This window comes from Brevibacterium sp. VCM10 (assembly GCF_000583215.1).
Lineage (GTDB): Bacteria > Actinomycetota > Actinomycetes > Actinomycetales > Brevibacteriaceae > Brevibacterium > Brevibacterium linens.
Genome location: NZ_JAJB01000048.1, coordinates 64,695 through 87,565, shown reverse-complemented (window position 1 = coordinate 87,565; position 22,871 = coordinate 64,695). Strand labels below are relative to the sequence as shown.

Annotated in this window: 20 protein-coding genes; 11 read left to right on the top strand and 9 right to left on the bottom strand. The window is 64.4% G+C overall.

All coding sequences use genetic code 11. The features are described 5' to 3' along the window. Nucleotides 1-45: 45 nt before the first annotated feature. The 4 genes from AD89_RS0114420 to AD89_RS0114405 form a co-directional block, all read right to left on the bottom strand. Nucleotides 46-1,446 (bottom strand): cation:dicarboxylate symporter family transporter, encoded by a 1,401-nt coding sequence (locus AD89_RS0114420; RefSeq protein ID WP_025780055.1) that lies wholly within the window; start codon nt 1,444-1,446, stop codon nt 46-48. Between the two features lie 226 nt (nt 1,447-1,672). Beyond that, nucleotides 1,673-1,978, bottom strand: coding sequence for a hypothetical protein (locus AD89_RS0114415; RefSeq protein ID WP_025780054.1), 306 nt, complete (start codon nt 1,976-1,978; stop codon nt 1,673-1,675). A gap of 39 nt (nt 1,979-2,017) precedes the next feature. Next, on the bottom strand, nt 2,018-3,409 hold the full coding sequence (locus AD89_RS0114410; protein ID WP_231488702.1) for an alpha,alpha-trehalose-phosphate synthase (UDP-forming): 1,392 nt from the start codon (nt 3,407-3,409) through the stop codon (nt 2,018-2,020). Between the two features lie 122 nt (nt 3,410-3,531). Further along, entirely contained in the window at nt 3,532-3,747 is a 216-nt protein-coding gene (locus AD89_RS0114405; RefSeq protein ID WP_025780050.1) for a CsbD family protein, read from the bottom strand. Between the two features lie 271 nt (nt 3,748-4,018). Between AD89_RS0114405 and AD89_RS0114400 the strand changes: the two genes are divergently transcribed. From AD89_RS0114400 to AD89_RS0114385, 4 genes are all read left to right on the top strand, one after another. Next, entirely contained in the window at nt 4,019-4,675 is a 657-nt protein-coding gene (locus AD89_RS0114400; protein ID WP_025780048.1) for a TetR/AcrR family transcriptional regulator, read from the top strand. Nucleotides 4,676-4,776: 101 nt separating this feature from the next. After that, on the top strand, nt 4,777-5,205 hold the full coding sequence (locus AD89_RS0114395; RefSeq protein WP_025780046.1) for a hypothetical protein: 429 nt from the start codon (nt 4,777-4,779) through the stop codon (nt 5,203-5,205). Beyond that, the gene (locus AD89_RS0114390; RefSeq protein ID WP_025780044.1) at nt 5,205-6,932 is read left to right on the top strand and encodes a sensor histidine kinase; all 1,728 of its coding nucleotides are present in this window, start codon (nt 5,205-5,207) and stop codon (nt 6,930-6,932) included. Before AD89_RS0114395 ends, AD89_RS0114390 begins: the two co-directional genes overlap by 1 nt. After that, the gene (locus tag AD89_RS0114385; protein WP_025780042.1) at nt 6,922-7,623 is read left to right on the top strand and encodes a response regulator; all 702 of its coding nucleotides are present in this window, start codon (nt 6,922-6,924) and stop codon (nt 7,621-7,623) included. Before AD89_RS0114390 ends, AD89_RS0114385 begins: the two co-directional genes overlap by 11 nt. 106 nt (nt 7,624-7,729) lie before the next feature. Here the strand turns inward: AD89_RS0114385 and AD89_RS18755 are convergent, their stop codons facing one another. Next, nucleotides 7,730-8,620, bottom strand: coding sequence for an Ltp family lipoprotein (locus AD89_RS18755; protein WP_025780040.1), 891 nt, complete (start codon nt 8,618-8,620; stop codon nt 7,730-7,732). Between the two features lie 322 nt (nt 8,621-8,942). On the opposite strand from AD89_RS18755, the gene AD89_RS0114375 reads away from it, so the two are divergent. After that, the gene (locus AD89_RS0114375; protein ID WP_025780038.1) at nt 8,943-11,225 is read left to right on the top strand and encodes a helix-turn-helix transcriptional regulator; all 2,283 of its coding nucleotides are present in this window, start codon (nt 8,943-8,945) and stop codon (nt 11,223-11,225) included. A 27-nt stretch (nt 11,226-11,252) separates the two neighbouring features. Here the strand turns inward: AD89_RS0114375 and AD89_RS0114370 are convergent, their stop codons facing one another. Beyond that, nucleotides 11,253-11,639: a metalloregulator ArsR/SmtB family transcription factor gene (locus AD89_RS0114370; protein ID WP_081770496.1), complete on the bottom strand. Its 387-nt coding sequence runs from the start codon at nt 11,637-11,639 to the stop codon at nt 11,253-11,255. Nucleotides 11,640-11,738: 99 nt separating this feature from the next. On the opposite strand from AD89_RS0114370, the gene arsB reads away from it, so the two are divergent. Genes arsB through AD89_RS0114355 form a run of 3 tightly spaced genes read left to right on the top strand, consistent with a single transcriptional unit; the run spans nt 11,739 to nt 14,735 of the window. Beyond that, entirely contained in the window at nt 11,739-12,836 is a 1,098-nt protein-coding gene (arsB, locus tag AD89_RS0114365; protein ID WP_025780034.1) for an ACR3 family arsenite efflux transporter, read from the top strand. Then, the gene (locus tag AD89_RS0114360) at nt 12,833-13,315 is read left to right on the top strand and encodes an arsenate reductase ArsC (protein WP_025780032.1); all 483 of its coding nucleotides are present in this window, start codon (nt 12,833-12,835) and stop codon (nt 13,313-13,315) included. Before arsB ends, AD89_RS0114360 begins: the two co-directional genes overlap by 4 nt. Beyond that, nucleotides 13,308-14,735, top strand: a complete 1,428-nt coding sequence (locus AD89_RS0114355) for an NAD(P)-binding domain-containing protein (protein WP_025780030.1) — start codon at nt 13,308-13,310, stop codon at nt 14,733-14,735. Before AD89_RS0114360 ends, AD89_RS0114355 begins: the two co-directional genes overlap by 8 nt. A gap of 107 nt (nt 14,736-14,842) precedes the next feature. Here AD89_RS0114355 and AD89_RS0114350 read toward each other — a convergent pair whose 3' ends face one another. After that, nucleotides 14,843-15,496 carry a histidine phosphatase family protein gene (locus AD89_RS0114350; protein ID WP_025780028.1) on the bottom strand — a complete coding sequence of 218 codons (654 nt, stop codon included), beginning with the start codon at nt 15,494-15,496 and terminating at the stop codon, nt 14,843-14,845. 63 nt (nt 15,497-15,559) lie between these two features. Next, the gene (locus tag AD89_RS0114345; protein WP_025780026.1) at nt 15,560-16,459 is read right to left on the bottom strand and encodes a LysR substrate-binding domain-containing protein; all 900 of its coding nucleotides are present in this window, start codon (nt 16,457-16,459) and stop codon (nt 15,560-15,562) included. 166 nt (nt 16,460-16,625) lie between these two features. Between AD89_RS0114345 and AD89_RS0114340 the strand changes: the two genes are divergently transcribed. From AD89_RS0114340 to AD89_RS0114330, 3 genes are all read left to right on the top strand, one after another. Continuing rightward, on the top strand, nt 16,626-17,540 hold the full coding sequence (locus AD89_RS0114340) for a CoA transferase subunit A (RefSeq protein WP_025780025.1): 915 nt from the start codon (nt 16,626-16,628) through the stop codon (nt 17,538-17,540). Continuing rightward, a complete protein-coding gene (locus AD89_RS0114335) occupies nt 17,537-18,385 on the top strand; it encodes a CoA-transferase subunit beta (protein ID WP_025780023.1) in 849 nt (282 codons plus the stop codon). The genes AD89_RS0114340 and AD89_RS0114335 overlap by 4 nt, the downstream gene beginning before the upstream one ends. 133 nt (nt 18,386-18,518) lie before the next feature. Then, nucleotides 18,519-19,892, top strand: coding sequence for an MFS transporter (locus tag AD89_RS0114330; RefSeq protein WP_025780021.1), 1,374 nt, complete (start codon nt 18,519-18,521; stop codon nt 19,890-19,892). 255 nt (nt 19,893-20,147) lie between these two features. Here the strand turns inward: AD89_RS0114330 and AD89_RS0114325 are convergent, their stop codons facing one another. Then, nucleotides 20,148-22,628 carry an HNH endonuclease signature motif containing protein gene (locus AD89_RS0114325; protein ID WP_025780020.1) on the bottom strand — a complete coding sequence of 827 codons (2,481 nt, stop codon included), beginning with the start codon at nt 22,626-22,628 and terminating at the stop codon, nt 20,148-20,150. Between the last annotated feature and the right edge of the window lie 243 nt (nt 22,629-22,871).

The following is a 22,871-nucleotide window of genomic DNA, read 5'->3' as shown; positions in this document are numbered from 1 at the left end:
GGACATCGGCACCCGTGGTGGTTGTGGAGCGGGAGCGACCGGGGGTCAGCTCACGGTGACCTTTTCTCCTTCAGCTGGGCGAGCCGCCTCGGGGGCATTCGTCGGCGCACCGTGCGCATCCGGCTCGAGCGAGAGCTCATCGAACGGGTTGTCACCCGACAGGGTGGCGCGGGCGACGTCGAGGTCGATCTCGTTCGTCCACTTGCCGATGAGCAGGGTGGCCACGGCGTTGCCGGTGAAGTTCGTCAGGGCACGGCACTCGGACATGAACTTGTCGATGCCGACGATGACACCCATGCCGTCGAGCAGCTCGGGACGGTGCGACTGCAGACCGGCAGCCAGGGTGGCCAGGCCGGCACCGGTGACGCCGGCGGCGCCTTTGGACGCGATGATCATGAACACGAGCAGCGAGATCTGCTCGGGGATCGACATCGGCATGCCCATGGCCGAGGACACGAACAGCGACGCCATGGTCAGGTAGATGGCGGTGCCGTCGAGGTTGAACGAGTAGCCGGTGGGCACGGTGATGCCGACGACCGGCTTCGAGACTCCGGCGTGCTCCATCTTCGCGATGAGGCGCGGCAGGGCCGACTCGGACGACGAGGTGGAGAAGATGAGCAGGAACTCACGGGCCAGGTACTTCAGCAGCAGGAAGATGTTCAGCCCGGTGACGATCTTGAGCAGACCGCCGAGGACGACGACGATGAACAGGGCGCAGGTGAGGTAGAAGGCGCCCATGAGGGTTGCCATCGCACCGATCGCAGCCCAACCGGTCTTGCCGACGACCGCAGCGATCGCACCGAAGGCGCCGATGGGAGCGGCCCACATGATCATCATCATGAGCTTGAAGACGACGGCCTGGATGTGCTTGATTCCGGTGAGCACGGGCTCGCCGGCCTTGCCCATCGACTGCAGGGCGAACCCGACGAGGAGGGCGAGCACGAGGGTGGGCAGCACCGGGATGTCACCTGGGATGAGGCTCATGAGGAAGGCGATCATTCCGCCTTCCTCGCCACCGGCGGCCGCCTCGTACGGCTGGAGGTGCAGGCCGTCGCCGGGGTGGATGAAGTTGCCGACGACGAGACCGATGACCAGGGCGAAGGTCGCCATGATGAGGAAGTAGATGAGCGCGAGTCCGCCGACCTTGCCTACGGTGGCGGCCTTCGCCACCGAGCCGACGCCGAGGACGATGGTGCAGAAGATGACCGGGGCGATGATCATCTTGATGAGCGCGACGAACGCCTTGCCCAGCGGTTCGAGTGCGATTCCGGCATCCGGGGCGATGAGCCCGAGAGCGGCACCGGCGAACACGGCCACGATGACCATGATGTAGAGCCAGTGAGTGCGATCCTTCTTCCGCTGCGGGACGCCCGGTTCGGGAGCGTTTGCTGCGGCGGCGATCTCCTTGTCGAAGGATCCGCCTTGCTGTTGTGGCGACGTTGCCATGTTTCCTCCAAATGATGTTCGCGGCCTCACCCGTCGGTGGGTGGGATCGCACGCGACGACTGGCCGCGGTGGTGATGTACCCGACAACTGTGCCAGCGAAGTGTGACGGGTGTCTCGGTTGCGTTCATAGTGTTCACAGGAGGAACGAGGCGCCCGCCGAGGCGGGGGCTCGGCCGGGGAGGGTCGGCCTGGGAGGAGCAGGCCCGGGAGGGCCGGCCGGGCGGGGTCAGGCCCGTGGGCCCTCTGCCTGCCGGGGACCGACATCGACAGGCGGTTCCTGCCGTTCGAGGGCCTTGCGGCCGATGGGACAGGTGATGGTGAGCTTGAGGCGTCGGCCCTTCGCGTCTTCGACGGCCCGTCGCATGAGCTCCCACCGGTGGCGGTCGGCCTGTGCGGGCTCGATCGCCTCACAGTAGATGAACATGACCTCATTGGCGTCGGGCTCGAGTTTGTAGTGCAGTGCGGCGACGAGCTTGCCGGGAAGGTAGAGGTCGTACTTCGAGGATTCCTGGTTGTTGAGCATCGTGTACACAGTGGTCTCCTTGGGGTGGGTCGGTCAGAATCGGCGGTGTCACCAGTCGCTGGGCGACAGAGCCGCCGCAGATGCTGGGTCTCGCAGGTCGTGGAGGAAAGCTTGCGCCCAGTGGCGGACGTCGAAGGCGGCGACGGTGTCGGCCATCGCATCCATGCGCTTCCGGGCCTCGTCTTCGCTGAGCGTGGTCGCGTGATGGATGGCCGCCTTCAGGGCGGCCCGGTCGTGGGGATTGACGACGATGGCTTGGTCGAGTTCTTCGGCGGCCCCGGCGAATTCGGAGAGGACGAGTGCACCGCCCCTGCCTCGGCGGGCAGTGGCGAATTCCTTGGCCACGAGGTTCATCCCGTCCCGCAAAGAGGTGACGAGCAGGATGTCGGCGGCCAGGTACAGGGCGACGGCTTCCTCCGTCGAATACGAGTGGTGGGAGTAGTGGATGACATCGCGGCCGAGAGTGGAGAACCTCCCGTTGATGCGCCCGACCGTATGTTCGACCTCGTCGCGCAGGTCTTGGTAGGCGCGCACGCCTTCGCGGGACGGGACTGCGATCTGTGCGAGACAGGTTCCCCGCGCATCGAGCAGTCCGTCATCGATCAGCTCCTCGAAGGACCACAGCCGGTGCAGGATCCCCTTCGAATAGTCGAGGCGATCCACCCCGATCATGAGGGCGGCGGGATCGCCCAGGTCACGGCGAAAGCATCGGGCCATCTCCTGTACCGCGGGGGATTCGGCCGCGGCCCGGATCTCATCGACGTCGATCGAGATCGGGTACGAGCCGACGCGGCCGCGAAGTTCCTCGGGGTCCATGCCCAACAGCTTCTGCATGGCCTGGCGGACTTTCGCGGCATCGGCCTCTCGCTGGAGACCGATGACATCGGCTCCGAGCAGGCCGCGGAGGATCTCGTCGCGCCAGGGCGGCTGGGCCATCTGATCGACGGGAGGGAACGGGATGTGGCAGAAGTATCCGATCCTGACGTCCGGTCGTTGGGCTCGGATCATCGCCGGCACGAGCTGGAGGTGGTAGTCATGTACCCAGATCGTCGCCCCGATCTCGGCTGTCGCGATCGCGGCCTGTGCGAATCGGGCGTTGACTGCCCGATAGGCCCGCCACCATGAGCGGTGGTACTGCGGAGCGACGATGAGGTCGTGGTGCAGCGGCCACAGGGTGGCGTTGCAGAATCCCTCATAGTACTGCTGATGTTCGTCGAGGCTGAGAGGCACGGGGACAAGGCTCATCCCATCGACATCGAAGGGCTCCAAGCTGTCGTCGTGCGTGCCCGCCCAGCCGACCCAGGCTCCGGCGTGCTCACGCACCACGGGAGCCACGGCTGAGGGCAGCCCGCCGGGCGAGGCTTCCCACGTTCCGTCGATGCGGTTGACGGGGAGGCGATTGGCCACCACGACGAAAGCATGGCGGTCAGTTCCCATCATCTTCTCTTCTTCTCGTGCCGCCGGGACGGATCGTGCCGGCACGTCGACTTCTGGGGCATGGGATCTGAAAGCATGGCCGAAGGGCGGAGGCGGACAGTGCCTCCGCCCTCCAGCCGCGTCCCTCAGTTCTCCGGTGAGTCCTTGAGTGAGTCCTTGACGCCCTTCAGCGAGTCCTTGGTGTCGTCGCCGACCTGCTTGATCTTGCCCTTGGCTGCGTCCGTCCTGCCTTCGGCTTCGAGGCCTTTGTCGCCGGTGACCTTGCCTGCAGCGGTCTTCGCTTTGCCCTTGAGCTCTTCAGCCTTGTCAGAGACCTTGTCGGTCTTGTCGTGAGAATCCATGATTCGTCCTTTCGTCGAGATCGTTGTGGACGTACCGCTCTGTCGAGCGCTTCATGTTTACGGCGTAATCAACCTAGCAGACCGAGTTTTCGCTGCGCAATAGATCCGGCGGGTCGGGTGGTCGATGGAGGGTGATAGCTTAGTCATCCATGAGGAGTTTACAGTGTAATCGCGTTATCAGGGGATCTCTCGACGCGTCGGATCAAGCGAGTAGACTGACGGTGAAATCCGCCCGGTCTGCGACATCTCCGACGAGGAAAGGGAGGCGCGCGTGGTTCAGCAGCGACTTGATCGTGCACAGGTCGTCGAGTCGGCGATCGCCTTCGTCGATGCCTGCGGTCTCAGCGAGCTCACGATGCGTCGCCTCGGAACGGCCTTGGACGTAGAGGCGATGGCACTGTATCGGCATGTTTCGGGGCGGGGGGACCTCCTCGAGGCCATGGTCGATGAGCTCATCGACGGCCTCTTCGACGACGATCTCATGACAGAGGACTCCCATTCGTGGGAGGAGTATCTGCAGCGTGTCGCCAATGCCACGCGGAATCTGGCCCTCAAGCATCCGCGGATCTTCCCTCTCATCGCCACCCAGCCGCCTCAGGCGCCCTGGCTCCGTCCGCCGCTGCGAAGCGTGCGCTGGGTCGAGGACTTCCTGTCCTCGCTGCAGCGCTTCGGATTTGCCGACGCCGAGGCGGTGGCGGCATACAAGGCCTTCACGAGCTTTCTCGTCGGCGCGCTTCTGCTCCAAGCGGCCTCCCTGACCCCGGAGGTCCTCGGAGATGAGGAGGAGTCCTCCGCCGGCGACGACCTCGGCGAGTATCCTACGGTGGCCCGATTGCAGGGCCTGCTCATGGAAGACCACGCCCAGCGCGAGTTCGACGACGCCCTCGACGATCTCATCGAGCGGATCCGCACCAGCACGCAGGGCTGAGAGTCTCGGCAGCTGGGGTCGACAGTCCTTGTGCTGTGGCGCACCTGCGCTCTCGCGGATAGTCTTGGCTCAGTGATGATCCCATTACGAAGGAGCAGGATATGAAACTCAGCACCGCACTTCTGCGCGCAGTCCCCGGCGCGTTCATCCTCAACTCGGGCATCGGCAAGCTCGGCCTCGACGAGGATTCCGCGGCCGGACTCCAGCAGATGGCCGCCAACGGTGTGCCCATGGTCGAAAACATGACCCCCGCCCAGTTCGGGAAGTTCCTCTCCTACGGTGAGATCGCCGTCGGCTCCGCACTGCTGCTGCCGTTCGTGCCCACCCGCATCGCCGGGGCCGCACTGACGACGTTTGCCGCAGGCCTCGTCGCGAACTACTTCTCCATCGATTCGATGACCAAGGACGACGGAATCCGCCCGTCCGAGGACGGCACCGCAGTGGCCAAGGACACCTGGCTGGCCGCGATCGGCCTGGCCCTCCTGCTGTCCGGCAGCAGCAAGAAGAAAAAGAAGAGCGTTAAGAAGTAATGACCTCTGTCCCGGCCCCACCACGGCGGGGCCGGGATCGATTCCGGGCTCGCCGAGGCGGGACCCTGGCGAGGCGACTCTTCCTCGTCCAGCTCGTCCTCATCGTCATCGTCTGCACCGCGCTGTCGGTGACGAGCTACGTGACGACGCTGAACAACATCCGCGAGGCCGCCGGCGAACGGGTGCTGTCCATCGCCGAAACCCTCGCCCACGACCCCTTCGTCACCGAGGCTGTGACCGAGGACGATCCCTCCGCCCGGTTGCAGCCCTTCGCGCTGACCGTCATCGACACCGCCGAGGTGGATTTCGTGACGATCATGGACCGCGACGGCACCCGCTACACCCACCCGGACCCCGATCAGCTGGGCAAGACGTACATCGGGTCCACCGCGAAAGCCCGCGCGGGGCACGCCGAGACCGAGGAATATGTGGGCACGCTCGGTCCATCGGTGCGCGCGATCGTGCCGATCACCGACGCCGACGGCGAGGTCACCGCCATGGTCGCCGTGGGCGTGACCCTCGAGACCCTGTCCGTGGCGCAGGCGGCCTCCCTGCCCCAGATCATCCTCGTCGGCCTCGCCGCGCTCGCCCTCGGTGGGCTCGGCTCCTGGCTGCTCGCCCGCTACCTGCGCCGAGTCACCCTCGGCTACGGTCCCGAGGAGCTGCGCCGGCTGTTCGCGTTCTACGATTCGGCCCTGCATTCCCTGCGCGAAGGCCTCATCCTCGCCGACGAAACCGGCCGACTCGTCCTCTACAACGATGAGGCCGCGTCCCTGCTCGGCCTGCCGAAGGTGGAGGAATCGACGCCGATCTCCCTCGCCGAGGTGGCGCTGCCCTCATCTGTCCGTGACCTTCTGACGACCGGTCGGGTCGCCGTCGACGAAATCCACTTCACCGAGGATCGCGTTCTCGTCATCAGTCAGAACCAGGCCCGGCAGCCGCGCGGCGGGCGAGATGAAGGCGGAACCGTCGCGACCCTGCGCGATCGCACGGACATCCAGGAGCTCACCGGAGAGCTCGCGACGATGACGACGCTGTCCGAAGCCCTGCGCGCCCAGACCCACGAACACGCCAACCGGCTGCACACGGTCTCCACGCTCATCGAGCTCGGCCGGGTGCAGGAGGCCCTCGACTTCGCGGTCAAGGATGAGCAGGAGTCGCAGCGGCTGACGGATTCCTTCGTCGCCTCACTCGACGAACCATTCATCACCGCACTCATGATCGGCAAGGCCGCGCAGGCCCACGAACGCGGCATCGAACTCACCGTCACCGCCACCGGAGAACTTCCGCCTGAGCGACTCGATGCCCGCGACCTCGTCACCGTCGCCGGCAACCTTCTCGACAATGCCTTCGATGCCGTCGCGGACGCGGATGAGAAGCATGTGTGGGCAGATTTCGTCGCCGCCGACGGGGAACTCATCATCACCATCGCGGACTCCGGTCCCGGGGTTGCGGGCGACGACATCGAGGCGCTCTTCCACCTCGGGGCCTCGGCGAAACCCGAGGTCGCAGGCGTGGGACGGCACGGATTCGGACTCGTCTTGGTCCGGCAGGCGGTGAGCCGCCTCGGCGGGCATATCGATGTCGACTCCGATGGCGGCGCGATCTTCACGATCACGCTCCCATTGCGGGACGGGGCGGGCGACTACGATTCTGCTAGGGAACCCACCACAGACGGTGAGGGTTCGAGTCAGGATCAGGCGGAAGGAGACTCACGTGAGCGATGATGCCGCGCTGCGTGTCCTCATCGTCGAAGACGACCCGATGACGGCGCAGGCGCACGCGGATTTCGTGGCTCGGGTGCCCGGTTTCGAGGTCGTCGGAACGTGCCTGGGTGGGCATGAGGCGATCGAGCGCTTCGACGAACTCGCCGCGGGCGGCACCCCGGTCGACATCGTCCTCCTCGACATGAACCTCACGGATTCTCACGGTCTCGAAGTTGCCGGGCGCCTGAACTCGCGCGGTCAGGATGTTGACATCATCGCGATCACCGCGGTGCGGCACCTGCAGGTGATCCGATCGGCGATCTCGTCGGGCATCACGCAGTACCTCATCAAGCCCTTCTCCTTCGCGTCGTTCCGGGAGAAGCTGGAGAACCAGCGGGAGTTCCGGCGCGGACTCAGCGGCTCGGGGTCCTTGGCGACTCAGGCCTCGGTGGACAATGCGCTCTCGGCCCTGCGGTCGGTGTCGGCAACGACCCTGCCCAAGGGGCTCACCGCCGAAACCTTGGACGCCGTGTCCGCATTCGTCCGTGATTCCGCGGTTCCGGTCTCCGCCACCGAGGTGGGGCGTCGGCTTGATCTGTCCCGGGTGACCGTCCGCCGGTACTTGGAGCACCTCGTTGCGACGAAGCAGGCGATCAAGCAGCCCCGGCACGGGACTCCGGGGCGGCCCGAGTACGAGTATCGGTGGGTGTGAGGGGCCGGTGTATTTATACGAGCTCAGCGAACGAAGGCGGGCGAAGGAAGAGATTCCTTCGCCCGCCTTCGAGCTGTTCGCTGCGTTGGTCAGTTGTCGACCGTTGTCAGTTGTTGAGGTTCTCGATCGCGTAGTCTGCTTCAGCTTGGGTGAACTGGCCGCCGTACTCGCTGGTGAGCTGATCGTGGATCGCGTTCGGTGACATCGCCATATCATTCTGGTAGGTTCGCGCCGACTCCAACGCGTTCTCCTTCCAGTCGGCCTGAACGTTGTCGACAGCGTATTGGGCCGCGTCGTCGGAGAACTGGCCACCGTACTCGCTTGTCAGCTGATCAAAGATGCCCTTCTTGCTCATGTGCATCATGTCCGAGTAGGTCTCGGCCTGTGTCAGCGCGGACCGGTACTCAGCCGGAACGCTCGAGTCATCTTCTTCCGCCGGTGCCGCGGGCTCCTCGGCGACGGGTTCTTCCTCGACAGGTTCCTCGGCAGCCGGCTCTTCCGCCGGTTCTTCGGCAAGTTCTTCTTCGACTGCCGGCTCGGCTTCAGCGGACTCGTCGACCGCTTCGGCTGCGGGCGCTTCCTCGGCGGGAGCCTCCTCTTCGGAGACGATCGGCGCGTCGTCGTTCGGTGCATCTGACGATGCGCCCGCTCTGACGCCGTTGAAGATAAGACCGAGAACGATGAATATGCCGGTGACGATCCAGGCGACCTTCTTGTGCTGGTCGTAGCCCTGAAGGCGCAGGCCCTGCTTGTCCTTCTGCTTGCCCACAAGGGTGATGATCAAATCGACGAGGTACCAGATACCGAAACCGCCGATGGTGATGAGTTTGAGGATGCCGGTGCCGATCTTGCCCAGGTAGAAACGGTCGACGCCGAGTCCGCCGAGCAGCCACGACAGCAGCCACGTAGCGAGGAACGACTTCTGCCCGACGAGGGGCTGATTCTGCCCGAATGAAGGCTGAGCGGGGGTCCACTGGTTCGAGTTGTCGACCGGCATTGGAGGCTGCTGTGTCATTATCACTTCCGGATGTTCAGAGAGGGTGTAGTTGCACGTTCAACTATAGGTTAAAATTTCAACCAAGTACACCAGGTGTTGTCTCGTTTAGATAGCAAATCTTCTTGTCAGAGTCTTCCGCTTCGGCGGAGTAGGTTGATCGGGGAAGTAAGCAGGGGGTGGACGGTTCCAAGAAAATGGTCAGGTTCGCGAATGTTGATGACTCGCGGTTGTCTGTCATACTCGTGAACGCACCCCTCACCACTCAGCAGCTTCCCCGGCTGCGCCTCGGCGTGAGTCGAGCCGAAACGAAAGTTCCCCAGCCGTGTCACCTCAACAGATCAAGCGAGCCGAAAATTCGAACCGCCCGTCGGACTCCGACGGATCCCCGTCGGTCTTCGACGCTCAATTCGGACCGCGAGCCGCCTCGGCGAAGGACTTCGCATCGGCGCTCGAGCCGTACGGCACCCTCTCCGACTCCGAACTCGAGCGGATCTTCCGCGCCAGCGGCGGACGTATCAGCATCGCCGCCTCACTTGTACAGGACCGAGTCGACGCGGGACTGCCCGCCGGTGACACCGACCCAGACCGGACCGTCGCCATGCTGTCCCCCTCGTTGAATCCGACTCTCGGCGACGCCTCCCGCGAATCGGCTGCACTCTACCTGCTCGCGCTCTTCGCCTGGGCGCCGACGATCACCTCGAGCATGGTCGACCTCGTCCACGCCGCCTACGCAGCAGCGAAGGTGACGAACGATTCCGCCCCCGACGACCTCACCCCGCTGCTGACCTCGGCAGGGCTGCTCGCTGTTGCCCCCGGCGACGAGGTCTTCACCGTTCCCACCTTCATCCGCCTACTCATGCGGCGCATCCCCGCCGTCGACGACGGCCTCGCGAAGAGGACTCCACGCGAAGCTCTCGGCATGGCCGTCGCCGACATGATCGGCCGCCAGCGCGCGGACCGCCGTGAAGGACTGCCCGAGCTGCTCGACCTCGTCCCGGAGATCAGGGACTGGAAGATCCTCGAGCGTGGGTGGGCACGACGGTCGGTCAACATCTTCGTGGACGTGCCTTCATCGATCGAAGCCTTTCTCGGTGTCCCCGAGGCGGTGATCGCGAAGAACCCGATCCTCACCCTGGCCCGCAGCGCGGCTCGACGCATCGATTCGACCCGGCACGTGCTCGGAACCGATGACCCCTGGCAACTCATGTCGGCGACCGACTTCGACAGCATCGTGGTGCCGGAGCTGCACGGCCGGCTGACCGATCCGAGCCTCCCCCTCTCCGGCGACGAAGTGGCCGTGCTGACCATGCTGGAGGCGCGCAGTCACCGATTGAACCGGAATTACGAGGCGGCGCTCAACGTCATCGAGGTGGGACGGAAACGCATGCTCAGCCTCGGTGCCGGAGAACCGGGGCCCACGCTGATGCTGCAGGCCGAACTCAATCTTGAACGCGGGCGGAACCTCGTCGCGGCCGGTCGCTTCACCGAGGCGACACCGGTATTGCAGAGCGTCGTGCACTTCGCGGGAATCTATACACCGAACTCACCGCATCCGCTGCTGGCAGGACTGGTCGAAACCGCATTGGCCGGGCTGGGGCACGGACACGGGTCGGACATGGACCGCTGCCTTGTGCGGGCGCGAGAGAACGCTCGCCGCTTCGGGATGGAAACGCTGCCGGACGAACGGACAGCGCTGAGCATCGAGCTGATGCGCAGCCTCGACCGGCTCGACCTCAACGCGGCGGAGGGCATCCTCGGTGCCCTGGACCAGGCGAAGCCGACTCAATCTCTGGGGCCGGTGCCGGACTGTGCCAAGGCGCTGTACTACGTGTACCGCGGGCGGGCGTCGATTGCTGCGAAGCTCGTGACGGAGAGCTCGGCGGTGCAGATCCGGCCGACGGCGGCCGGCGATGCGAGCGCTCGATTCTCCGGAATCGTCAACGTCGTCGGGTTCGTGCTCGCCGCGGCGGGGGAGACGAAGGCGCTGCAGGACATGAGCGATCGCATGAGTTCGGCCAGCCCCGGTGATTCGATCGTCAAGGCTCGGCAGGCGCTCGTCTTCGGGCAGCATGATCGCCTGTGGTCGGCGACCGGGCAGGCACTCAGCAGTGACCAGGGGGCCAGGCTCAAGAGCTGTGCCATGGCCTTGCGCGCCGACATCCTCCACCATGAGGGGCATGCCGACCAGGCGTTGGAGACCTTTGTGCACATGCTCGACTACTGCGCGATCGCGGCTTCGGTGTTTGCTGTGGCGCAGCTGTCGAAGGCTGCTCGCGAGGCGCTCATTCCCGCATCGGCCGATTTCGCCGAGTGGGAAGCCGTGGCCAGGTCGTTCCATTCGGCGGACATCACAGCAGACGTTCTGCAGCAGCGTCTGCTCGAGCTGCCGGAGACCTCACCGGTGTCGCCGGACTTCCAGACCGATCTCACCCCGGCCGAGCAGTCGCTGCTGTTCGCGATCGACTCATCGAAGTCGATCGCGCAGATCGCCCGCGAGTTCGGAGTGGTGTCCGGGACGTTGAAGAATCGGCTGTCCGCGCTGTACCGCAAGCTCGGCGTGCGCAGTCGCGCCGAGGCGGTGGCGCACGTCCACCGGCAGCAGTAGGGGGTGGGTCGCCTCGGCGAATGAACCCTACCCCTGCGCGGTCGAGGTGGGGGAGAGGAATTCGGAGAGACGGTTCAACGTGGTGGCCTCGAGCGAATAGTACGACCAGACTCCGCGCTTCTCACGGTGCAGGACCCCGGCATCGACGAGGATCTTCAGATGGTGCGAGACGGTCGGCTGGCCGAGACCGACGGGTTCGGTGAGATCGCAGACGCACGCTTCCTGCTGCTCGTGCGCGGCGACGAGGGAGACCAGCCGCAGCCGGGTCGGATCGGCCACTGCTTTGAGGATGCGCGCGAAGTCCTGGGCGTCATCGAGACTCAACGGCGAGACGGTCAGCGACGGGCAGCAGACGTCCGTATCGGTCGGAGGGGGCGCGGGTTGTGTGGTCACTGTTCCATTATGCCCATACATTGACATTTGTCGATGTCTTGTGATCCTATCGTATCGATGAACTTCAATGTGCCGACACATGACGATGGTGTCGGCACGATTCGCACCTCGAGGGGGACCATGCATTCCACGGCGACTGCCAACGCTGAATCGCCGGTGGCGGCGAAGATGTCGACGCTGGACCGATTCCTGCCGCTGTGGATCATCGGTGCCATGGCCTTGGGCCTGGTGTTGGGCAGGCTCGTGCCCGGTCTCGCCGAGGCTCTGGACTCGGTCAGGGTCGCCGACGTCTCCCTGCCGATCGCCATCGGCCTCCTGGTGATGATGTTTCCCGTGCTCGCCAAGGTCCGGTACAACGAGACCGGACACGTGCTGGCCGACAAGAAGCTCATGGTCACCTCCTTGGTCATCAACTGGTTGGCCGCTCCGGCGTTCATGTTCGCGCTCGCCTGGCTCTTCCTTCCCGACCTGCCCGAGTACCGCACCGGACTGATCATCGTCGGGTTGGCCAGGTGCATCGCCATGGTCCTCATCTGGAACGACCTGGCGTGCGGCGACCGTGAGGCCGCCGTCGTGCTCGTGGCCGTCAACTCCGTGTTCCAGGTACTCGCATTCGGTCTCCTCGGATGGTTCTATCTGCAGTGGCTGCCGAATCTGCTGGGGCTGCCGACGACGAGCAGCGAGTTCTCCTTCTGGGCGATCACCGCGAGCGTCCTCGTCTTCCTCGGAATCCCGCTTCTCGCCGGCTTCCTCACACGCACCGTGGGGGAGAAGGCGAAAGGGCGTCAGTGGTATGAAGATCGCTTCCTCCCGAAGGTCGGGCCGTGGGCGCTGTACGGACTGCTGTTCACCATCGTCGTGCTCTTCGCCTTCCAGGGTGACGAGATCACCTCTCACCCGGGCAATGTCGCCCGTATCGCAGTGCCTCTGCTCGTCTATTTCGTCGTCGTCTTCGCTGTCGGGATGGTCATCGGCAGGGCATTGAACCTGGGCTATGAGAAGACGACGACTTTGGCATTCACCGCTGCCGGCAACAACTTCGAACTCGCCATCGCAGTGGCGATCGGGACGTACGGCGTCGCCTCGGGGCAGGCGCTCGCCGGAGTCGTCGGCCCGCTCATCGAGGTGCCCATCCTCGTCGCCCTCGTCTACGTCGCGCTCTGGGCGCGACCCCGCTTCTTCCCCTCACCGTCTGTTCAAGGAGCGAATCGAGCATGAGTCCCACACCAGCCCCTGAGCCGAGTGTCCTCTTCGTCTGTGTGCACAACGCCGGCAGGTCCCAGATGGCGGCCGGGTTCCTGCGCGAGCTGGCCGGGGGAGACATCGAAGTGCGGTCCGCCGGCAGCGCACCGGCCGAGACGATCAATCCCGTCGCAGTCGATGCCATGCGGGAGCTCGGCATCGACATCACCCGCAAAAGCCCTACGCTGCTCGACGCAGATACCGTGCGCACCTCGGACGTCGTGATCACGATGGGCTGCGGCGATGCGTGCCCGATCTTCCCCGGCAAGCGCTACGAAGACTGGGTTCTCGACGATCCCGCAGGTCAGGGCCTGGAATCGGTACGCCGAATCCGTGACGAGATCCGGACCCGAGTCGAAGCCCTCATCGCCGACCTCGCCCCCGACGCAGGGACGAAGTCCGCACAGCCGACGACCACGTCGAACCCTAGCGCCGAGGCGGCTCCCGATGACTGATATCGCGCTCGCAGATCTGCCGGTCGCCGTGATCGGTTCCGGTCCCGTCGGCCTCGCGGCCGCGGCCCAGCTGGTCCGACGCGGGATCCGACCGCTCGTCCTCGAAGTGGGATCCTCCGTTGCGGCGGCAGTGGCCGAGTGGGGTCATATCGGGTTGTTCTCACCGTGGAAGTACAACATCGACGTCGCGGCCCGCGGCCTGCTGGCGCCCACCGGTTGGCAGGAACCCGACGGCGAGCACCTGCCCACCGGTGACGAGCTCATCCGGGACTATCTCAACCCGCTGGCCGAGACGGTCGAACTCCGGGACGCCATCCTCACCGATACCCGAGTTGTGGCAGTGAGCCGGGTCGGAATGGACCGGACCGGCACCGCACAGCGTGAGTCGACTCCTTTCCTTGTTCGCACGCAGAACTCCGATGGGGCAACGGCGGACTTCCAGGTCAGGGCGGTCATCGACGCTTCGGGGACATGGGAGAGCCCGAATCCGATCGGGCAGTCCGGGCTCGCAGCGCCCGGCGAAGTCGAGGCTCGCCGCAGCGGGTTCGTCAGCTCGCCTCTGCCCGATGTGACCGGCCGAGACCGTGAGCAGTTCGCCGGAAGACGGACTCTTGTCGTCGGTGGAGGGCATTCGGCGGCGAACACGCTCTTGGCTCTGACGAAGCTGCGTGCGGAAGTGCCGGGCACGCGAATCGGTTGGGTGCTCAGGCGTGCAGACCCGGCAACCGTCTACGGCGGAGAGGACCAGGACGGTCTGCCGGCTCGCGGAGCCCTGGGCGTCCGGCTCCGCCGTCTAGTCGAAGACGGGGCCATCGATGTGCATGCCTCTACGAGGATCACCGGGTTCGCCAACGACGGTGGTGGCACCGTGACTGCCGAGACCGGCGGTGAGCCGGTGACGCTCCACGCCGATCGGGTCGTCCCGGCCACCGGCTTCCGTCCCGACCTGGGATTCCTGCGCGAGATCCGGCTGGACCTCGACCCGGTTGTCGAAGCTCCGCAGCAGTTGGGGCCGCTCATCGATCCCGAATATCACAGCTGCGGAACCGTCCCGCCGCATGGTGCCCGGGTGCTGGGGCATCCGGAGCCGAATTTCTACATTGTGGGCATGAAGTCCTACGGGCGAGCCCCGACGTTCCTCATGTACACCGGCTATGAGCAGGTCCGTTCCGTCGTCGCAGCGATCGCAGGGGACCTGGAAGCTGCAGACCGAGTCGAGCTCGTCCTGCCGGCGACCGGCGTGTGTTCGAGTGACATCGGATCTTCGTGTGATGCGCCGTCCGGCAAGCCTGGTTCTGTCGACTTGCCCGCAGCCGACGCACCAGACGCAGGCGGATGCTGCGGACCTGCGGAACCGGTTGTGATCGGGATTCCTACGGGGACAGAACACGGCCGATCAAGAGAGAGCAGGAACGGCTGACTCGCGGGCTCGGCCTATGCCGGTTCGGCCTTCGCCGCCACGGAGGGCTGACTCGCCGGTTCGGCATACGTCGCCACGGCTGACTCGCGAGTTCGGCTTTCGCCGCCTCAGCGGTAGGTGGCGTTCTTCGGATCCTGGTGGCCGTGGTCGTTGAACGAGATGAGGCTGGTGCCGCCTCGGCCGGTGATGATCTTCGTGATGCCGGTGTTGATGGTCACTCGGTTGAAGGCCATCCATTGGTCGAAACCGCCGCCGATCAGTCGGGCCGCGGTCCACGCGATGGCACCGGCGCTCGAGACGACGATCGTCGACTGTCCCGAGCTCATCGCACCGGTCGCCTCGTCGAGGGCTCGATCGACGCGTGACGTGAACTGGTTGTAGGTCTCCGTGTAGTCCTCGTCGTGCTCACCCGAGGCCCACCGGGCGGCACCGCGTTCGAGTTCTCTTTGGAAGATCTTCGAATCGTGCTGAGCGCGGGGGTCGAGATCTTCGAGCACGCCGGTGAGTTCCCATGCGGCATATTCGTTCCAGCCAGCGTCGACGTGGGCGTCCGTATCGCGGTCGAGTCCTGCGAGGAGGCCCTCGGCGGTTTGGCGCTGCCGCAGCATCTCACCGTGGATGATGCGATCGGGTTCGAGTCCTTGTGAGGCGAGGAAGCGACCGGTGATGCGGCTCTGCTCCTTGCCGAGGTCGGACAGTCGATCATAGTCATCGGTGCCGAACGAAGCCTGTCCGTGCCGGACCAGATAGAGCACACTCATGAATCACCACATCCTCGTCGTGAAGCCCACGCTGCTTTTCGAGCGATCGTTTTCTGGTGCAGTCTACGGGACAGCTGTGGGGAACAGCTGCTGGGCCAGTCGAAGAACCTCGGCGAGGGCGGGGCTGACGCCGTCTCTGCGCCATGCCATGAGCAGCGGAAAAGATCCCTGCGGGTCCTCGAGGGGGACGAAGGCGATGTTGGGGAACGAGGCATTCTGCGGCACTGATGACACGGTGACCGAACAGCCGATCTCAGCGCCGACAAGTGAGAGTATCGTCCACGTGTCCGGAGCCGTCTGGATGACGGTGGGATTGAACCCGGCCGCCTGCGACAGTCCATAGAGTCGCTCGATCGTCGTCGACCCCGGGTTCGGCGGCAGCGTGATGAATTCCTCTCCCTCGAGTTGACTCATCGACACCGAAGTTCGGTCTGCCAGGGGGTGATCACGGTGCATGGCGACGACGAGTGACTCCTGCGCAACGACTCGCGTGTCGACTGCGTGCGGGATGAACGGCCAGTACCCGAAGGCGAGATCCACAGAACCGTCGGCGACGCTGTCGATGGCAGGCAGGGCAAAGGATGCACTCTGCAGGCTGAGGTGGATCCCGGGGTGGGTGCCGCGGACGAGCTTGAGCAGACTTCCCATGAGCTTGTGGGTTGCGATGCCGGTGAAAGCTACACGCAAGTGCCCGACCTCTCCCTTCCCCGCGGCCTGCACCGCCGAGTCGGCCAGGCGGTGGCTCATGAGGATGTCGCGCGCAGGTTCGATAAGCGCTTGCCCGGCGGGAGTCAGGCGCACCGACCGGGTGCTGCGTTCGAACAGTTGGGCTGACATATCGCACTCCAGAGTTCGGATGAGGCGGCTGAGGGGCGGCTGGGTCATGTGCAGTCGTTCCGCGGCGCGGCCGAAATGAAGCTCTTCGGCGAGGACGAGAAACGCGCGGATGTGCTTGGTGTCCATATCTGTGCCTCGTTCGTGGGTTCGGTGCGGCCCCGGGGTGTGAGAGGCCGGTTGTTATTCGTGCAGACTATGCATCAATAGTCCTCAGTATAAGTATTGGACGGGTATCAATGATTTTGAAAGGATGACTCAGGTCACAGCCATTCGAGGTTCGAGGAGGAACGCGATGGACAAGACGATGAGTCTGTCCCAGGCGATCGGCACATATCTGAACGATGGGGACACTGTCGCGCTAGAGGGATTCGGGCACATCGTGCCGGTCGCCGCCGCGCACGAGATCATCCGGCAGGACTTCACGGATCTGATCCTTGCCCGCATGTCCTGCGATGTCATCGTCGACCAGCTGCTCGGAGCTAACTGCCTGAAGGGTCTCATCTCCTCGTTCATCGCCAACAGTTCGGCCGGTTCCCTCCACGAACTGCGGCGGCGCATTGAGAAGTCGGACCCGGAGCCGCTGTGGTTCGACGAATACAGTCACGGTGGAATGGTCGCTCGCTACCAAGCCGGTGCCGCGAAGCTGCCGTTCCAGCCCATCGCCTCCTATCGGGGCAGCGACCTGGCGGCGAAGAATCCGCGGATCAGGTCTGTTCCCGATCCCTACGGTGGATCGGACATCCACGTCGTCCCCGCGCTCAATCCCGACCTCACGATCATCCATGCCCAACGCGCGGACATGCACGGAAACGTGCAGGCCTGGGGGATGCTCGGGATCCAGACCGAGGCCGCATTCGCCGGTCGCCGACTCATCGTCACCGTCGAGGAGATCGTCGACGAGGCTGTCGTCCGATCCGATCCGAACCGCACGATCGTTCCCGCGCACGTCGTCGACGCCGTCGTCGCCGTCCCCCGAGGCTCGCATCCTCACTCGGTCCAGGGCTACTACGACCGCGACGACGAATTCTCGAGACAGTGGTCCGCGCTCGCCCGAGACGCGGCGGCGGTCCAGAACTGGCTCGAGATCAACATCCGCGGCACGAACGATCACGATGAGTTCCTTGCGACTCTCGGATCGGACCACTTCGAGCGGATGGCCATCCACGACGCCTATTCGACACCTGTGAACTACGGAGGCCGAGCATGACGCTGAGCGCTCACGACATCGCTGTGATTCAGACCCGCGACGAGGTCAGGGAGGCCACAAGCAGCGAGATCGCTGGCGACGAGGTCACCAGCAGCGAACTTCTCACGGTCCATTCCGCCCGTGCGCTGGCCGGACGCAATGTGGTCTTCGCCGGACACGGCCTGCCCACACTGGCCGTCTCCCTGGCCCAGCACACTGTGGCGCCGGACGTCGAGATCGTCTACGAGTCGGGGGTCACCGGAGCCAGGCCGCCGGCCATGCCGCGCAGCATTTCGGACTCGATCCTCGTCCCGGGAGCCGCCTCGGTGATGCCGATGACGCACCTGTTCAACTACGTTCTGCAGGGTCAGCGCATCGACGTCGGATTCCTCGGCGCCGCCCAGGTCGACAAATACGGGAACCTCAACTCCACCCTCATCGGTGAGAACTGGGAGCACCCCGACAGCCGACTTCCGGGCTCAGGCGGAGCCATCGAGGCCATGGCGGGCGCGGCCGAGATCTTCCTCGTCATGCGCCGACATACCCCGCGTACCTTCGTCGAGTCCTTGGACTTCGTGACCTCCCCGGGACCGAAGAAGGCCGCCGAGGCTGCGGTCGGGTCAATGCCGGCGGGCGTTGGCGTAACCCATGTGATCACTGACATGGGAATCATGACGCGCTTCGCCCAGGACGAAGAACTCACACTCACGGCCGTTCACCCCGGTGTCGACCCTGCCGAAGTGGTGCGCCAGACCGGGTGGAGCCTGCAGGTCTCGCCCGACCTGGAGACGACGCTGCCGCCGACTCCGGGTGAGCTGGCGCTGCTGCGAGAGACGCTCGATCCCACCCGCATCTACCTGCGCTGAACCGGAAGCCTCGCTTGCCGACCCATGTCCACGGGCAATTGTCGGCGACAGCCGTCCAATGCGGCTCCCTGCCCACTGCGGCCCCCTGCCGAACACGCGAGAATTCGAATCAAAGAAAGTTGAAATCATGTCAATGAAGACAAGAGCCCAGGTCACCTCCCCTCCCGATCCGAACGTGACTCGTCCCGAGCTGCGCCGTGCCGCATGGTCCTCCTGGCTCGGCAGTTCGCTCGAGTACATGGACTTCACCCTTTACACACTCGCCTCAGCCTTGGTTTTCGGGCCGCTCTTCTTTCCCAATGAGACTCCCGCGGTCGCGTTGATCTCGAGTCTCGGTGTCTATGGATCCGGGTTCGTCGTCCGGCCGATCGGCGGGTACGTCTTCGGCCGAGTCGGTGACAAGCACGGACGTCGGATCGTCCTCATCGTGACCCTCTCGATGATGGGCATCGCGACCATGGGCATCGGGCTTCTGCCGACTTATGCGCAGATCGGCATCTGGGCACCGGCACTGCTGGTCGTTCTCCGACTCGTGCAGGGGTTCGGGGCCGGAGCCGAATTGGCCGGAGCGTCGGTGCTCTTGGTCGAATCGTCCCCAGTGCGTCGCCGTGGGCTCTTCGGGGCGATCGTGGCGATGGGGACCAACAGCGGAATCTTCCTGGCCACAGTTCTGTGGACCCTGCTCACCCTGCTGCCGGACGATGCCTTCCTGAGCTGGGGTTGGAGGGTGCCCTTCCTGCTCAGCATCGTCACTACATTCGTGGCACTGGTGATTCGCACGAAGGTCAGGGAATCCCCGGTATTCGAGGAAGCCAAGGAACGCCGTGCGGAGGTCGCAGCGCACAAGGTGGAGCAGCCGAGCATCCTCGTCGAGGCGCGCCGGTCGACGAAGTCGTTCCTGCTCGCCCTGGGCATCCGAATGGGCGAGAACTCTGCGGTCTACCTGGTCAAAGGCTTCATGGTCGGATGGGTCGTGACTACGACCGGCCTTGACTCCGCAGTGGTCACGACCGGCATCATGATCGGAACCGTCATCGGCTTCGCGACCGTGCCTTACTTCGGCAAGCTCAGCGACAAGGTGGGCCGTCGGCCGGTGTTCCTGGGATTCACACTCTTCCAGATCCTCTTCGCGATTCCGGCCATGCTGCTCATCGAGACCGGCAATCCGATTGTCATCGCCGCTGTCTTCGCGGTCTTCGTGGGCGGCCCCCTGCCGAACCTGTACGGAGTTGAGTCGAGCTGGCTGGTCGAACTGTTCGGATCGAAGCACCGGTATACGTTCATGACCACGATCAAGGAAGTCGGTTCGGTCGTTTCCGGCGGTCTGGCACCGGTGATCGCCGCCTCGCTCGTCGCGGTGATCACCGACACGTGGTGGCCCGTCGCGATCGTTCTCATCCTCTTTGCCGGCTGCGGTCTGCTCGGCGCACTCTTCGCACCCGAAACCCGTGGTCGCGACCTCACGACTGAAGCCGACGCAGTGGACGAACGTCTCCCGCTGCAGTAGATGAGGGCCGGGCCCGTGCATAGGCGATGGTCGGGCCTGTGAGAAGGACGGCCCTGTGAGATGGATGGAGGCTGCGCCTGTGGGGTGGACGACGACCGGCTCACTACGGTAGGCGATGGCGCTTCCGCCGAATCGGGGTCTGCGGTAACGGTGGGGAGGCGCACGGCCGCCAATGCTGTGGACCTCGCTGCCCGGCTTCGGTACGGCGTGGGCTCTGTGTTCGGACAGACCGGTGCAACCGAGCAGTGCGAAAGCTCAGAACGGTGGGGGATCGACTCCGAGGTCGTGTTCCCAGTTCACCGTCTTGGAGACGAAACGGTGGTCCCAGGGGTCGTCGGACCCAGCGTTCTTGGAGCCGGCAGCGTCCTCAGACTGCGCATTGATCTCCGAGTCGCTGATGCTCGAGCCAGTGTTGGTCAGAGTGCCGGGTTTGTCGAGCCCATTCGGGTCGACGTCGATATCGTCGATGTCGAGACCTGCGAGACGCGCCCATTTGACGACTCGGGCATACTTGGCGTTACCGGTCAGCTGCTTCATTGCAGCTGGGTCGGTGCCGGCGGGGAGGCACGGCTGGAAGACAGAGTTCTCCCAATCGAGGCAGCGCTCAAGCCGCAGCCGCCTGATTTCTGCCTTCTGCTCCCGATACGCCTCCGACAGTCGCCGCTGTCGGGCTTCCCGTTCCTCTCGCTGACGCCTCTCTTCGTCGCGCTGACGCTTCTCTTCGTCGCGCTGGCGGATCGTTGACTCACCGGGCATGAGTTCGAGCACCCTCGGTGCTGGCGGGACCATCGACCAGGGCAGTTTCCACCGCTTGAGACCCAGTCGTCCCAAGGCATCGAATTCGAGCGCTTGGGCCACATTGATCGGCTGGCCGGGCGCCGACACAGTAGTCGTGATCCCGTGCCTGAACTCGTAGTCGAGCTCACCGGATTTGGGCATAGTGACCCGAAGGCGGCCGGCGGTCTTCAGTGCATGGTGCTTCTTGCACAGAGGATGCAGGTTTCCGAACCGAGTGAGACCGCCCTTGAGCGGATTCAGGTGGAAGAACGGAACGACGTGGTCGATCTCCGACTTCTCGGCCCGACGAACGCAGCCGGGAACGGTGCACACCGTCCACTGCTCGACCAGGGTCTTCCGAAGATCTCTGGGGACTTGGTATGACGTCGCTTTGGCGTCGACGGGAGTGCCGGTGCCGGGGTCGGTGAGGATCCGTTGGATGCTCTTCGAGCGGCCGGCGATAGTGCGGGCCACCTCGGCGGGTACAGGCGAGCCGTCGGCAAAAGTGCCGGGCAGGTCCGAATCTTCAGTGAGGGTGAGGAAAGGAACGGTCACCACGGTGGCGGCCTGATGCGACAGCCACCACGCATTGGTGGGCATACGCAGCTTGACGAAATACTCAATGGGTCCGTCAGCGTCCTCACCGTCGGGGCAGAACGCCGAACCGACGGTCCGGTCGGCAGGAGAGCAAGCGTCGGACGGTTCCTCGGTGCCGCCGGCTGAACACGCGTCGGACGACTCCTTGGCGTCGCCGGCCGAGCCCGCAGCAACATGCTTCGCAAAGTCGGCCACGGCATCGTCAGAGTCCATATCCGGAATGAGCTCGCCGTCGGCGTCGAGCAGCGACGTGTCTTTGGCTGTTTGGATTCCCGTGATCGGATCGACCGACACGACCTTGACCTTGAGCTCCGGGACAGGCCGGATGAACAGATCGTACTCGAGCTGAGAAATGGAGCGGTCATCGCTGATCTCAACGCCCACGGGCAGGTTGAATGCCGACTTGTTCTTGCCATGCACGGCAAGAGCCATGCCTTGGATCCGGTTGTAGCAGGCGAAGATCTCCGCCGAGGGTCCGCTGACGGTCAGGCAGGCCGAGCCGTCCTTGTAGCCGTCGACATCGATGCGACGACGCTTGGTGGCGAGCTCGGTGTTGTCGACCGGCGGAATGAGCAGGGCGATCATTTTGGCCAGATCACGGCGCAGAGTCTCGCAGGTGATATCGGCGCGCCGGGCCGCCAGGAAGATATCGAGTTTCGGCAGCAAGGCGAACGCGACGTCGGCACACTGGCGGGCAACCACGTCGACATGGGCTTGGGTGAACTCTCCTGCGCGGACCCGGTCGGCGAAGCGGGGAAGACCATAGAAGATCGTCATCGCGCCGGTCAGCTGACGGTAGGTGCGCGCAGTATTGGTCCCCAGCACCGTCGAGATCTCAACGAGGTCCTCCGCGTCGACATAGTCATAGACCCACTTCGAGAAGCAGATGCCTTCATCGAGCTCGGGGAATTCGGGCAGCACCTTCTTCTCGGACTCAGACGCCTTTTCCGCCTGCGCTCTGGCGAAGTCGGCATCATGAGGCACTACTGCTGAGGAGGTAGACGCGTCGGTCGATGACGGTGCTTCCTTGGGTGCGGTCTCGAACGCCTCCGCCGAGCCGAAGCCGGTGGTCTGTTCGGACTCTTCGGCTCGACGTTCGAAGGTTGCAGCAATCGTCTCGCAGCGGAAAGGCTCGGACCCCTCGGGCATGGGGAGCTCGAACTCGATGAAAACCTGTTCGAGTACGACAGAAGAGACCGACTCGAGGAGCGAGAAATGCGCACGATCGGAAGCGACGGCATTCTCGGCGAAGCGAGACATGCTGGATTCGAAGCGGACGGCGAATCGCGGTGACGGCGACGTCTGTGCTGAGCCCGGCTCTTCGGCCCGGCCCGGGGTCGAACGGTTAGTGGTGCCCTTCATTGCGTTTTCACCTGCCTCGGACTTCGTTGTCGGGAGTGGTGCTGATTCGAAAAGCTGCTAACTCTATGTTAAGCGTTCAAGTGGACATTGACAATAGAAAACCAAGAAAAGATTCGAATAGTTTTCGATGATAGGTCGAGGAAACTTTGTTTACCCCATCATCTTTGCACTCGGCACTGACATGAGAGCGTTGGATTTCATCCATGCAGGTCAGGCGCGGTTTCTGCGTGAGTGCGGCGCCTG